The 13,326-nt window shown below is 68.9% G+C and carries 11 protein-coding genes and 1 pseudogene; 5 read left to right on the forward strand and 7 right to left on the reverse strand.

Annotated elements, in window-relative coordinates; translation table 11 throughout:
• Positions 1-36 precede the first annotated feature (36 nt).
• The 4 genes from AB0B64_RS26745 (at position 37) to AB0B64_RS26760 (ending at position 4,648) form a co-directional block, all read left to right on the forward strand.
• A complete protein-coding gene (locus AB0B64_RS26745) occupies positions 37-873 on the forward strand; it encodes a helix-turn-helix transcriptional regulator (protein ID WP_357954579.1) in 837 nt (278 codons plus the stop codon).
• A gap of 196 nt (positions 874-1,069) precedes the next feature.
• Positions 1,070-2,161: a CapA family protein gene (locus AB0B64_RS26750; RefSeq protein WP_358180376.1), complete on the forward strand. Its 1,092-nt coding sequence runs from the start codon at positions 1,070-1,072 to the stop codon at positions 2,159-2,161.
• Between the two features lie 41 nt (positions 2,162-2,202).
• On the forward strand, positions 2,203-3,924 hold the full coding sequence (locus AB0B64_RS26755; RefSeq protein WP_357954583.1) for an SDR family oxidoreductase: 1,722 nt from the start codon (positions 2,203-2,205) through the stop codon (positions 3,922-3,924).
• A 43-nt stretch (positions 3,925-3,967) separates the two neighbouring features.
• Positions 3,968-4,648 (forward strand): TetR family transcriptional regulator, encoded by a 681-nt coding sequence (locus tag AB0B64_RS26760; RefSeq protein WP_358180684.1) that lies wholly within the window; start codon positions 3,968-3,970, stop codon positions 4,646-4,648.
• 27 nt (positions 4,649-4,675) lie between these two features.
• Here the strand turns inward: AB0B64_RS26760 and AB0B64_RS26765 are convergent, their stop codons facing one another.
• Positions 4,676-5,041, reverse strand: coding sequence for a hypothetical protein (locus AB0B64_RS26765; RefSeq protein ID WP_358180379.1), 366 nt, complete (start codon positions 5,039-5,041; stop codon positions 4,676-4,678).
• A gap of 164 nt (positions 5,042-5,205) precedes the next feature.
• Here AB0B64_RS26765 and AB0B64_RS26770 point away from each other — a divergent pair, with 164 nt between their 5' ends.
• The gene (locus AB0B64_RS26770) at positions 5,206-5,736 is read left to right on the forward strand and encodes a tetratricopeptide repeat protein (RefSeq protein WP_225299024.1); all 531 of its coding nucleotides are present in this window, start codon (positions 5,206-5,208) and stop codon (positions 5,734-5,736) included.
• Between the two features lie 117 nt (positions 5,737-5,853).
• Here the strand turns inward: AB0B64_RS26770 and clpB are convergent, their stop codons facing one another.
• The 6 genes and pseudogenes from clpB to AB0B64_RS26800 form a co-directional block, all read right to left on the reverse strand.
• Positions 5,854-8,424 carry an ATP-dependent chaperone ClpB gene (gene clpB, locus AB0B64_RS26775; protein WP_357954587.1) on the reverse strand — a complete coding sequence of 857 codons (2,571 nt, stop codon included), beginning with the start codon at positions 8,422-8,424 and terminating at the stop codon, positions 5,854-5,856.
• Positions 8,425-8,474: 50 nt separating this feature from the next.
• A pseudogene (locus tag AB0B64_RS26780) lies at positions 8,475-8,780 on the reverse strand (helix-turn-helix transcriptional regulator); the annotation flags it as partial.
• A gap of 3 nt (positions 8,781-8,783) precedes the next feature.
• The gene (gene dnaJ / locus AB0B64_RS26785; protein ID WP_358180382.1) at positions 8,784-9,968 is read right to left on the reverse strand and encodes a molecular chaperone DnaJ; all 1,185 of its coding nucleotides are present in this window, start codon (positions 9,966-9,968) and stop codon (positions 8,784-8,786) included.
• A gap of 20 nt (positions 9,969-9,988) precedes the next feature.
• A complete protein-coding gene (grpE, locus tag AB0B64_RS26790) occupies positions 9,989-10,585 on the reverse strand; it encodes a nucleotide exchange factor GrpE (RefSeq protein ID WP_357954591.1) in 597 nt (198 codons plus the stop codon).
• Positions 10,585-12,456: a molecular chaperone DnaK gene (dnaK, locus tag AB0B64_RS26795; protein WP_357954593.1), complete on the reverse strand. Its 1,872-nt coding sequence runs from the start codon at positions 12,454-12,456 to the stop codon at positions 10,585-10,587. The genes grpE and dnaK overlap by 1 nt, the downstream gene beginning before the upstream one ends.
• A 344-nt stretch (positions 12,457-12,800) precedes the next feature.
• The gene (locus AB0B64_RS26800) at positions 12,801-13,259 is read right to left on the reverse strand and encodes a hypothetical protein (protein WP_357954595.1); all 459 of its coding nucleotides are present in this window, start codon (positions 13,257-13,259) and stop codon (positions 12,801-12,803) included.
• Positions 13,260-13,326 lie beyond the last annotated feature (67 nt).

A 13,326-nucleotide genomic window follows, 5' to 3' on the forward strand; every position in this document is an offset into this window, starting at 1 on the left:
GGCTTACGCCCGCTCCACCATAGTGAAGGGGTGACCGTGACAGAGGCAAGGCGCTCCGATTTGTCGGCGTTCCTGCGCACCCGGCGCGAGCGGATCACCCCCGAGATGGTCGATCTGGCGCCCGGGCCCCGCAGGCGCACTCCCGGCCTGCGCCGTGAGGAGGTCGCCCAGCTCGCCGGGGTGGGCGTCACCTGGTACACGTGGCTGGAGCAGGGACGGCCGATCAACGCCAGCAGCCAGGTGCTCGACGCGATCTCGCGTACGCTCCGGCTCGACACCGCCGAGCGGGAGCATCTCTACCGGCTGGCGGGCCAGCCGGGCACACCCGTCCTGGCCGGCTCCACCCCGGTGACGCCGGAGATGCAGGCCATACTCGACCAGCTCGGCGCCATGCCCGCGTGCATCACCAACAGCCGCTGCGACGTGCTGGCCTGGAACCCCGCCTACGCGACGATCTTCCCCGAGATCGTCGACGCCCCGGAGGGCGAGCGCAACTCGCTCTGGCAGACGTTCGTCAGCCCTTCATGGACGACCATGCTCGTCAACCGCGACCATGAGCTGCCGCGCGCCGTCGCCGTCTTCAGGGGTGCCTACAGCCGCCACACCGACGACCCGTGCTGGCAGGACTTCGTCCGGCGGCTCGCCGCGGAGAGCGCCGAGTTCGCCAGGCTGTGGGCCAGGCAGGACGTGGCCGAGCCCGGGCCGCGGGTGAAGACGTACGAGCACCGTGAGATGGGCCGGATCGGCTTCAGCACGACCAGCTTCCACCTCTCCTCGGCGCCGGAGACCCGCATGATCGTCTACTCGCCGCAGGACCAGCGGTGCCTCGACGCCATGACCCGCCTCATGGCCGGCGCTGCCTCGATGTCGTGACCCCGCTCCACGGCCGGCGCTGCCTCGATGTCGTGACCCCGCTCTACGGCCGGCGCTGCCTCGCCGTGACCCTGCGGTGCCTCGGCCTCATGACCGGCCTCATGACCGAAGGTCAGCGCCCCTAGGCCGCGCGCGATTCATCCGCTCATGGCATGCTCGATGGCTGAAAGTCAGGATCGAGCGGAAGTAGCCGCACATGAGAGTCCCCCGCCCCCTTCTCGCGGCGCCCCTCGCCGTGATGCTGGCCTCGGCCGCCGCGTGCTCGGCGGCCGAGTCGGAGCAGCCGCCGAAGAGCGAACAGGCGGCGGAGAAACCGAAGGACGCGTCCGTCAAAACCACCCCCGCCGCCCCCGCCCGGAAGCCGTACACGATCTCGTTCGGCGGGGACGTGCACTTCGAGGGCGGGCTTCGTAACCGGCTCGCCGCGCCGCGCACGGCGCTCGGACCGATCGCGCAGGTGCTGCGCTCGTCCGACCTGGCGATGGTCAACCTGGAGACGGCGATCACCACGGGTGGCACGCCCGCACCCGGCAAGCAGTACACATTCCGGGCGCCCGAGACGGCGTTCGGCGCGCTGAAGGCCGCCGGCGTCGACGTGGCGTCGATGGCCAACAACCACGGCATGGACTACATGGAGACCGGGCTCGCCGACTCGCTGGCGGCGATCAAGCGGAGCAAGTTCCCGATCGTGGGCATCGGGGCGAACTCCACCCAGGCCTACAAGCCGTACAGGAAGACCGTCAACGGCAACCGCGTCTCCATCATCGGGGCCACGCAGGTGCTCGACGCCGAGTTCGTCCAGGCCTGGACGGCTACGTCCGACAAGGGCGGGCTCGCGTCGGCCAAGGACGAGGATCGCCTGCTCCAGGCCGTACGGCAGGCACGCAAGAACTCCGACACCGTCATCGTGCACCTGCACTGGGGCACCGAGATGCAGAAGTGCCCCAACCCGGCGCAGCTCGCGCTCGGCCCGAAGCTGGTCAAGGCGGGCGCCGACGTCGTGGTCGGCGGGCACGCGCACATCCTGCTCGGCGCCGGGTACATCGGCAACGGCTACGTCAGCTACGGCCTGGGCAACTTCGTCTTCTACAACTCCACGCCCGGCACCACCGGCAGGACCGGCGTACTGACGCTCACCATCAAGGGCCGCAAGGTGCTCAAGGACCAGTGGACGCCCGCCACCATCCAGGGGGGTATACCGATCCCGATGACGGGCACGGCCAAGACACAGGCGGTGGCCGACTGGCGGGCCCTGCGATCCTGTACGGGGCTGGCAGCCCGCCCTTGACGAGATCTATCATTGGACTCCACGTCCAATAGGAGGTCGCCATGCGCTGGGTCGAGTCCGATGACGTACGGCTGGCGGTCTTCGAGGAAGGCGATCCCGGCGACCCCACGATCGTGCTCGTCCACGGTTATCCGGACACGCACCGGGTCTGGGACGAGGTCGCCGAGCGGCTGCGTGACCGCTTCCAGGTGGTCCGCTATGACGTACGCGGTGCGGGCGCCTCGACGGCCCCACGCCATGCCGGTGACTACGCCTTCCACCGGCTGGCGGCCGACCTGGCGGCGGTGCTCGACGCGATCGGCAAGCCCAGGGTCCACCTGGTCGGGCACGACTGGGGCTCGCTGCAGGGCTGGGACGCCGTGTCCCGTCCCGGCATCCGGGATCGCATCGCCTCCTTCACCAGCTTCGGCGGTCCGGGTCTCGCGCAGGCACGCCACTTCATGCGGCACGGCAGGCGGCGCGACGTCCTGGCGCAGGCGGTCAGGTCCTGGTACATCGGCGCCTTCCGGCTCCCAGTGCTGCCCGAGCTGGCCTGGAGCACGTTCATGCCCCGGGTCCTGGAGCGGTCGATGCGGCGGGACGAGGGCCTCGAACCCAGACCGGGCCACCCGGCCGACACCCTGAGAAGCGATGCCCGCAACGGACTGCACCTCTACCGGAGCAACATGGGCGGCCATCCCAGCGGCGACGTGCCCGACCACGTTGCCGTGCCCGTTCAGCTCATCGAGGCGACGCGAGATCCGTTCGTCGGCCCGGCGCTGCTGGCCTCGCTGGGGGAGGGGGTTCCCAGGTTCTGGCATCGCAAGATCGCGGCCGGGCACTGGGTCCAGCGCAGTCACCCCGACGTCATCGCCAGGATGATCGCCGAGTTCGCCACCCACGCCGATGGCGGCGCGCCCACCAGGAGCCTGCGCGGGGCCCGCGTCGAGGAGGGACGCAAGGCGTTCGACGGGCAATTGGTGGTGATCACCGGCGCGGGCAGCGGCATCGGGCGCGCCACCGCGCGGGCCTTCGCGGCGCACGGCGCCGAGGTGGTCTGCGCGGACCTCGATCGCGAGGCGGCGGCTCGTACGGCTGACGGCATCGCCAAGGACTTCGGCGGTACGGCACACGCCGTACGAGTCGATGTCGCCGACACTACCCAGATGGAAGACTTCGCCAGAAATATCCGCACTGAGTATGGAGTGCCGGACATTGTGGTGAACAATGCCGGGATCGCGGTCAGCGGGCCGTTCCTCGACCACTCGGTCGACGACTGGCGCAGAACCCTCGACGTCAACCTGTGGGGCGTCATCCACGGCTGCCGGCTGTTCGCCGCCCAGATGGTCGAACGCGGAGAAGGCGGCCACATCATCAACATCGCCTCGCTGGCCGCGTTCGTACCGTCGCGGCTGCTGCCCGCCTACTCGACCTCGAAGGCGGCGGTGAAGATGCTGAGCGACTGCCTGAGAGCGGAGCTGGCCGGACAGGGCATCGGGGTCAGCGTGATCTGCCCCGGTTTCGTGTCCACGCCCATCGCGCACAACGCCACGTACGTCGGACCGGACATGAGGGACTCGGCCGAACAAGGGCTGGCCCGCCGCGGCTACCCGCCCGAGCGCGTCGCCGCTCATATCCTCCGGGCCGTACACCGTGACCAGGCCGTTGTGCCGGTCAACGCGGAAGGGAAGATCGGTTACGCGCTGTCGAGGATCTCGCCGGGAGCGCTGCGCCGGTTCGCGAGAGTGACCGGCGTCACGAGAAATCCGCCATTCGCCAGGTAACGATCGTGCACTTGGGGGGAAGATGGAGCACGTGTCCTCCCCGATGATTGAAGACGGCTGCGCGGCGCCCAAACCGCTCCGGCGGCAGCCGACGCAGCGCCGCAGTGCCCGCCGCGTCGAGCGGATGCTCGACGCGACCGCCGAGCTGCTCGACGAGATCGGCTACGAAGGGCTCTCCACCACCCGCATCGCCGAGAGAGCCGGCGTCGCGATCGGGTCGGTCTACCAGTTCTTTCCCGACAAGCGGGCCATCACGCAGGAGCTGACCCGGCGCAACGTCGAGCAGTTCGTCTCCCGGGTCGGCCGCCGGTTCCTCGAAGAGGACTACCGCGGCTGGTGGGAGGCGGTCGACGCGATCATCGACGAGTTCGTCGACATGCACCGGAGCGTGCCCGGGTTCAGGAATCTGCGCTTCGGCGACGTGGTCGACCTCAACCTGCTCGACTCCGACTCCGACAACAACATGGTGATCGCCGGGCGGCTGCGCGGGCTGCTGCTGAAGGAGTTCGGGCTGGCCGACAGCCAGGAGCTCGACATGGCCGTGCTGGTCGCGGTCGAAGCGGGCGACGCCGTGCTGAAGCTGGCCTTCCGCCGCGATCCGGACGGCGCGCCGGAGATCATCGAGGCGGCCAAACAGCTGATCCGCGGCTTCCTGTCCCGCCAGCTCAAGTCGTGGCCTTCGGGAGGCGCCCGGGCCCTCGATGAAGGGTCACAGCCCTCGTGAAGGGTCACGCGCCGGGCTGCTGGGCCGTCAGTGGGCCGCGTGCAGCTCTCTGAGGAGCTCCGGCAGCCAGGCGGGAGTCGAGCCGCGAGGGTCGTACCTGGACTGGAGCCGGTCGCCCGATTCCGGGACGAGCGCGGAGGCGGGCGGCGGGTGCGGCTGGGTGCGAGAGGTGTCGGTGCCCGGCGCGCACGGTGTCAGGAACGTCACCGACCGTGCGTCGCGGGCCTCCCGGATCATCCTGGTGTGCAGCCTCGCCTCAAGCGCGTGCAGGTTTCGCTCCGCCGATTCGATGGCCTCCAGCCGGGCCGAAAGGTAGCCGACCGCCCCGGGAATCACGGCGGACAGTACGACGAGGCAGACCAAAATGAAGGTCATCTGCCTGGACAGGCCCATCGCGACTCCCTCCACTAGCGGACGAGCGCGACGGTAATATCCCCTCCGACCAGCACAGACACGCTGACTGTAGGCACACTTTAACGCTACGTTGCCGAACCTGTGCGAGATCCGCGATGTGTATTGACCGGGCAAAACCGCAAGCGGCTCGGTAGTCTCGCGGTGTGGCGCATGTGACCCGTGAGCACCTTGATCGCCTGCTAGAGCAGGCACTGCTGGCCGACGACCACGGTTCGCTGGCCAAGCGGCTGTACGACGTCGCGCTCGGCTATTCGACGGGCGACGTTTCCAGGGCATCCATCCTGGTCCTGGCCGCCGAGGAATGGCGGGCGGCGGGACAGCCCGCGCGTGCGATGGAGTGTTTCCAGCGTGCGATGGAGGACGGTGGTGAGTCGAGCATCGACCCGCGAGCCGGCATCGCCGACACGCTCTTCGAGCTCGACAGGCCGGACGAGGCCAGGGAGGTCATCGAGACCATCCGTGCGGAGGGCAGAGCCACCACGGCGACCGCCCACACGATCGCCGAGACCCTGGTCGCCTACGGTGACCTGCGGGCTGGGCACGAGTGGGCGACCCAGGCGGTGCTGGCCTGCGACGAGGACGACCCCGAGCACGTGGCCCTGCTACGCACTCGCTACCGCATCAGGGTGGACCTCGGCCTACCGGAGGACGACCTCGACGCCCTGGTGTCCTGACCAGGGACGTCCCGAGAGGGCGGAGGTGACCGGCCCGGTGGTGGCGTGAGCCTGCCCACCTGCCGTGATACGTGACGCCCGGGAACCGATCGGTTCCCGGGCGTCACGTATCAGACCTCAGCCGCGGACGATGGACAGCTCGTCGTCGCCCAGGTCCACCAGCACCCGGTCGCCGTCCACGACCTCGCCCGACAGCACCGCCTTGGCCAGCTTGTCGCCGATCGCCGACTGGACCAGGCGGCGCAGCGGGCGCGCCCCGTACATAGGGTCGTAGCCGGTGAGCGCCAGCCACTCGCTGGCCGCGTCGGTGACCTCCAGCGTGAGCCTGCGGTCGGCCAGCCGCTGGGCCAGGCGTTCGACCTGGAGGTCGACGATGCGCGTCAGCTCTTCCGAGCCGAGCGCGTCGAACAGGATCACGTCGTCGAGCCGGTTGAGGAACTCCGGCTTGAACGAGCTGCGCACCGCGCCCATCACGGCCTCGCGCTTGGCGCCGTTGGCCAGTTTGGGGTCGACCAGGAACTGCGAGCCGATGTTGGAGGTGAGGATCAGGATCGTGTTGCGGAAGTCGACGGTACGGCCCTGGCCGTCGGTCAGCCGGCCGTCGTCGAGCACCTGCAGCAGGATGTCGAAGACCTCGGGATGGGCCTTCTCCACCTCGTCGAGCAGCACGACCGTGTAGGGCCGCCGCCGGACGGCCTCGGTGAGCTGGCCGCCCTCCTCGTAGCCGACGTAGCCGGGAGGCGCGCCGACGAGCCGGGCGACGCTGTGCTTCTCGGAGTATTCGCTCATGTCGATGCGGGTCATCGCCCGCTCGTCGTCGAACAGGAACTCCGCCAGCGCCTTGGCCAGCTCGGTCTTGCCGACACCCGTCGGGCCGAGGAACAGGAACGAGCCCGTGGGCCTGTCGGGGTCGGAGATCCCGGCCCGGCTCCGGCGTACGGCGTCCGAGACGGCCTGTACGGCCTGCTGCTGCCCGATGAGGCGCCGCCCCAGCTCCTCTTCCATCCGCAGCAGTTTGGCCGTCTCAGCCTCCAGCAGGCGCCCCGCCGGGATGCCCGTCCAGGAGGAGATGACCTCGGCGATGTCGTCGGCGCCGACCTCCTCCTTGACCATGGCGTGGTCGGGCGTCGCGGCGTCGGAGGCGGCTTGCAGAGCCTGCTCCAGGCGCGGCACCTCGGCGTACATGAGCCGGGAGGCGGCCTCGAAGTCGCCGTCGCGCTGCGCCCGCTCAGCGCCGCTCCTGGCCTCGTCGAGCTGCTTCTTCAGCTCGCCGACCTTGTTGAGACCGGCCTTCTCCAGCTCCCAGCGGCCGACGAGGGCGTTGAGCTCCTCCTGGCGGTCGGCCAGCTCCTTGCGCAGGCGTTCGAGCCGCTGGATGGAGGCCTCGTCGGTCTCCTTGGAAAGGGCCAGCTCCTCCATCTTCATCCGGTCGACGTTGCGCTGGAGCTGGTCGATCTCGACGGGACGCGAGTCGATCTCCATGCGCAGCCGGGAGGCGGCCTCGTCGACCAGGTCGATGGCCTTGTCGGGCAGGAAGCGGTTGGTGATGTAGCGGTCGGAGAGCGCGGCGGCGGCGACCAGCGCGCTGTCGGCGATCTGGACCTGGTGGTGGGCCTCGTAGCGGCCCTTGAGCCCGCGCAGGATCGCGATCGTGTCCTCGACCGTGGGCTCCCCGACGTAGACCTGCTGGAAGCGGCGCTCCAGCGCGGGGTCCTTCTCGATGCGCTCGCGGTATTCGTCGAGCGTCGTGGCGCCGATCATGCGCAGCTCGCCGCGGGCCAGCATGGGCTTGAGCATGTTGCCCGCGTCCATCGCGCCCTCGGCGGCGCCCGCCCCGACGACCGTGTGCAGCTCGTCGATGAACGTGACGATCTGCCCGTCGCTCTCCTTGATCTCGGAGAGCACGGCCTTGAGCCGCTCCTCGAACTCGCCGCGGTATTTGGCGCCCGCGACCATCGCGCCGAGGTCGAGTGAGATGAGCCGCTTGTTGCGCAGCGACTCGGGCACGTCGCCGGCCACGATGCGCTGGGCCAGGCCCTCGACGACGGCCGTCTTGCCGACGCCGGGCTCGCCGATCAGCACCGGGTTGTTCTTGGTGCGCCGCGACAGCACCTGCACGACCCGGCGGATCTCGGAGTCGCGGCCGATGACCGGGTCGAGCTTGCCGTTGCGGGCCCGCTCGGTCAGGTCGACGCCGTATTTCTCCAGCGCCTGGTAGGTGTCCTCGGGCGTCTCACTGGTGACACGGGCGTGACCGCGTACCTTCTCGAAGGCGTCGAGCAGCGCCTGAGGCGTCGCACCCTGGGACTTCAGCAGCTCGGCCGCCTGGCCGCCGTCGGTGGCCAGGCCGACGAGCAGGTGCTCGGTGGAGACGTACTCGTCTTCGAGCCGCTTGGCCCGTTGCGCCGCGGTGTTGATCACGGTGAGCAGTTGGCGGGAGCTCGACGGCGCGCTTACGGTGGAGCCCTGCGCCTTCGGCAGCCCGGCGAGCTGCTCCTCGGCCTTGGCGCGCAGCGTCTTCCAGTCGGCGCCGACGGCTTCGAGCAGCGGAATGGCGGTGCCGCCCGTCTGGGCGAGCAGAGTGGTCAGCAGATGGGCGGGCGCGATCTCCGGATTGCCCTCCGCGGCGGCACGCCGCATGGCCCCGGAGAGAGCTTCCTGGCTCTTCTGGGTGAGCTTGTAGTCCATGTGTTCTAGGCCCCCGGTGGCAGCTCGTAGCGGATCAGCGCCCTGACCATCTGCATCTCGGCGCGGAGGCGGTGAACCTCCTCACGCAGCCGCAGAGCCTCGTTCTCGAGCTCGAGAATCCGCTTGATGCCCGCGAGGTTGATGCCCTCCTCCTGGGAGAGCCGCTGAACCTCGCGGAGCTGGATGATGTCGCGGGTGGAGTAGAGGCGGCCGCGCCCCGCCGTGCGGCCTGGACAGACCAGTCCGAGCCGGTCGTACTGCCGCAAGGTCTGCGGATGGAGGCCCGACAGCTGTGCGGCCACCGAGATCACATAGACCGGAGTCTCGTCTGACAGGTCGAAATAGTTGGCGTCCATCGGCTACTCGCTTCTGGCTCTCTGTATGAGATCAGCCCGCGGGTCCTCGCCCGCCGTCGCGGTGTTGAACTCCGTGAGGAGCTCGCGGGACTTGTCGTCCAGTGTCTTGGGGACGAGCACCTCGACGGTGGCGAGCAGGTCGCCCTTGGTGCCGTCCTTGCGGGCGACGCCTCTGCCACGGATCCTGAACGTGCGGCCGTTGGGCGTGCCCGTCGGGATGCGCAGCGTGACCGGCAGCCCCTTGAGTATCGGCACCTTGATCTCGGCGCCGAGCGCGGCCTCGGAGAAGGTCACCGGCACCGTGATGGTCAGGTTGTCGCCCGTCCTGCCGAAGACGGCGTGCGGTTTGACGTGCGTGAGGATGTAGAGGTCGCCGGCCGGGCCGCCGTTCTCGCCCGGAGCGCCCTTGCCCTTGAGCTTGACCCGCTGTCCGTCGGCCACCCCCGCGGGGATGCGCGCCTGGATGTTGCGGGTGCTCTTGGCCCGGCCGCTGCCCTCGCACACGGGGCAGGGGTCGTCCACGAGCAGGCCGCGGCCCTTGCAGTCGCGGCAGGGCTCGGAGAAGGCGAAGTTGCCCAGGTTACGGCTGGCCGCCCCCGTGCCCTCACAGGTCGGGCAGACCCGTGGGGTGGTGCCGGCCTTGGCCCCGGTGCCGCTACAGGCCGTGCAGGCGGCCGAGCTGGTCATTCTGAGCGACACCGTGGAGCCCTCGACCGCTTCGGAGAACGTGAGCGTGACCTCGGACTCGACGTCCTGGCCACGCCGCGGCCTGGTGGCGCTGGTCGTACGGGCCGAGCCGCCGCCACCGCGGTTGAACAGCCCGCCGAACAGGTCGCCGAGCCGCTCACCCGCCCCGTGGCCCTGCTGCTGCTGGTTGGCGGTGCCCCCGAACAGGTCGCCGAAGTCGAACGGGAAGCCGCCACTGCCGGGACGCTGGGCCCCCACCCCGGACCCGAACAGCGTGCGCGCCTCGTCGTATTCCTTGCGGCGCTTGCTGTCGGACAGGATGTCGTTGGCCTCGGAGATCTCCTTGAACTTGGTCTCCTTGGCCACGTCGCCCTGATTGGTGTCGGGGTGGTACTGCCTGGCCAGCTTGCGGTAGGCCTTCTTGATGTCTTCGGCCGTGGCTGACTTGGGCACACCAAGGACGGCGTAGTAGTCCTTCTCCAGGTAGTCCTTGGTGCTCATCTATCGCCCTTCGTTCTTCGTCAGTTGTCGTCGTCGGACGCCGGGGGGGCGTCTTCTGGCTCCGCCACGGCCACCCGCGCCGGGCGGAGCACCCGGTCACCCATCCGGTAACCGGGCTGGAGCACCTCGATCGCGGTCGGCTCGGTGACGTCCGGCGAGTAGCTGTGCATCAGCGCCTCGTGGACGGTCGGGTCGAACGGGTCGCCCTTCTGGCCGAAGGAGTTGAGCCCGAGCTTGGTGACGGCCGCTTCCAGTGACTCTGCCACTTTCGCGAAGCCACCGGTGAGCTCGCCGTGATCACGTGCCCGGCCGATGTCGTCGAGCACGGGCAGGAGCTCCTGGAGGGCGCTCGCGACGGCCTGCTCCCGCACGGCTCCGCGGTCGCGTTCGACCCGCCTGCGGTAGTTGGTGTATTCCGCCTGGAGGCGCTGCAGGTCGGACGTCCGCTCGGAGAGCTGGGCCAGCAGGTCCCCGTCCTGCGCCGCCGCCTCACTGGCGGCGGGAGGAGGGGGAGTGTCCTGGTCCTGCGGTCGTTCGCGCACCTGGCCCGTCTCCGGGTCGATCTTGCGGTTGTCGCGGATCACCGGCTCGTCGTGCCCGTTGTCACGCGTCGGCATCACTTGTCCTTCTTCGGCTGGTCTTCGTCGACGATCTCGGCTTCGACCACGTCGTCATCGGCCTTCTGCTGCTCGCCGGCCGCGGCGTCCTGCGGGGCGCCCTCGCCGCCGGGCTGCTGGGCCTGGCTCTGCGCGTAGATCGCCGAGCCCATCTTCTGGCTGACGGTCGCGAGCTTCTCGGCCGAGTTGCGGATGACGTCGGTGTCGGTGCCCTCCAGAGCCTTCTTCAGCTCGGCGAGCGCCTCCTCGACCTCGGTCTTGATCTCGCCGGGGACCTTGTCGTCGTTCTCGCGGAGGAACTTCTCCGTCTGGTAGGCGAGCCCGTCGGCGTTGTTGCGGACCTCGGCCTCCTCGCGGCGCTTCTTGTCCTCGTCGGCGTAGGACTCGGCCTCGCGCATCATCCGCTCGATGTCGTCCTTCGGCAGCGCGGAGCCGCCGGTGATCGTCATCGTCTGCTCCTTGCCCGTGCCCAGGTCCTTGGCGGAGACGTTGACGATGCCGTTGGCGTCGATGTCGAAGGTGACCTCGATCTGCGGGATGCCGCGCGGCGCCGGGGCGATGCCGGTCAGCTCGAAGGTGGCCAGCTTCTTGTTGTAAGAAGCGATCTCGCGCTCGCCCTGGTAGACCTGGATCTGCACCGACGGCTGGTTGTCCTCGGCCGTGGTGAAGACCTCGGAGCGCTTGGTCGGGATCGTCGTGTTGCGCTCGATGATCTTGGTGAAGATGCCGCCCTTGGTCTCGATGCCCAGCGACAGCGGGGTCACGTCGAGCAGCAGGACGTCCTTGACCTCACCCTTGAGCACACCGGCCTGCAGGGCGGCGCCGATGGCGACGACCTCGTCCGGGTTGACGCCCTTGTTGGGCTCCTTGCCGCCGGTCAGCTCCTTGACGAGCTCGGAGACGGCGGGCATGCGGGTCGAGCCGCCGACGAGCACCACGTGGGCGATGTCGGAGATCTTGATGCCGGCGTCCTTGATGACCTGGTGGAACGGGCCCTTGGTCCGCTCGAGCAGGTCGGCGGTCAGCCGCTGGAACTCGGCCCTGGTCAGCTTCTCGTCGAGGTGCAGCGGGCCCTCGGAGGAGGCGGTGATGTAGGGCAGGTTGATGGTGGTCTCGGCCTGGCTGGACAGCTCGATCTTGGCCTTCTCGGCGGCCTCACGCAGGCGCTGGAGCGCCATCTTGTCCTTGGACAGGTCGACGCCGTGGGCGTTCTTGAACCGGTTGGCCAGCTCGTCGACGACCCGCTGGTCCCAGTCGTCACCACCGAGGTGGTTGTCGCCGGAGGTCGCCTTGACCTCGACGAAGCCGTGGCCGTCCTCCTGGCCGACGTCGAGCAGGGACACGTCGAAGGTGCCGCCGCCGAGGTCGAAGACCAGGATCGTCTGGTCCTGCTCCTTGTCGAGCCCGTAGGCGAGGGCCGCCGCGGTGGGCTCGTTGATGATGCGGAGCACGTTGAGGCCCGCGACCGTGCCGGCCTCCTTGGTGGCCTGGCGCTGCGCGTCGTTGAAGTAGGCCGGGACGGTGACCACCGCGTCGGTGATCTTCTCGCCCAGGTAGGCCTCGGCGTCCTGCTTCAGCTTCTGCAGCACGAAGGCGCTGATCTGCTGGGGGGAGAACTTCTTGCCGTCGATCTCCTGGGACCAGTTGGTGCCCATCTCCCGCTTGACGGAGCGGATGGTCCGGTCCACGTTGGTGACGGCCTGTCGCTTGGCGACCTCGCCGACCAGGACTTCGCCGTTCTTAGCGAAGGCGACCACGGACGGCGTGGTCCGCGAGCCCTGCGCGTTGGCGATGACGGTGGGCTCACCGCCCTCGAGGATCGAGACGACGGAGTTGGTCGTCCCAAGGTCGATACCTACCGCACGTGCCATGAGTACGTCCCTGTAGTTAAAGTTGAGTCGGTCAGACTCAAGGTACGAATGCCCGGGGTGTTTGTCAAACAGCTTGAGCCTACTCGACTCAACCCGACCCCGGGCACCCGTATTCCCCCTGAGAGTTCCCCCCTCAAACCCTGACGAGACCCCGGCGCGACAGGGGTCGTGTGCGGGGGTCTGGTCGTTCCGTCCTGAAAGTCTCCCGTCCGATACTGGCGGACCCTGGCGCTACAAGGGTCGTGTGCCGGGGTCTGGTCGTTCCCCCCGAAAGTCCCCCACTCGAAACTGGCGGACCCTGGCGCTACAAGGGTCGTGTGCCGGGGTCTGGGTCTGGTTGAGGTTCAGGGCTTGGCGCCGTCCAGCACCTTGCGCTTGCCGAGCGGGGTCTTGAGCTTGACCGTCGTCGTCTTCTCCACCGCGATCATGATGCAGGCGACGTCCTTGGCCTTCGGGGCGGTGCCCTCGTACAGGGTGACCTTGACGCTCTTGCGCGTCTCCTTGACCTTCACGCGGTCCAGGACGGTGCACGGGGCCACGCCCGACCACCAGATGAGCTTGAGCTTGCGGCCGTGGGACGTCGGTTGCGCCTTGGTCCAGCGGACCTTGTGCGTGTTGATGGTGTCGCCCGTGGGCTTGACCGGTTTCGGAGCCTTCGTGGGAGTGGTCTCAGCGGGAACACTCGCCACGGGGTCAGTGGTGACCGGCGTCTGTGGGGCGGGGGCGGTGGCCTGCTTGGCAGGCGCGGGGGCCCCGCAACTCGTCGCAAGCACCAGACATCCGGCCAGAAGAGTCGCTGTCATTGTGCGCATACCTCTTGGACGAATGGGACGGCTCGCAGGTTCAGCTACCGAATCCGGCGGGTTTCGC

The sequence above is a fragment of the Nonomuraea sp. NPDC049129 genome (assembly GCF_040648495.1).
Classification (GTDB): Bacteria; Actinomycetota; Actinomycetes; order Streptosporangiales; family Streptosporangiaceae; genus Nonomuraea.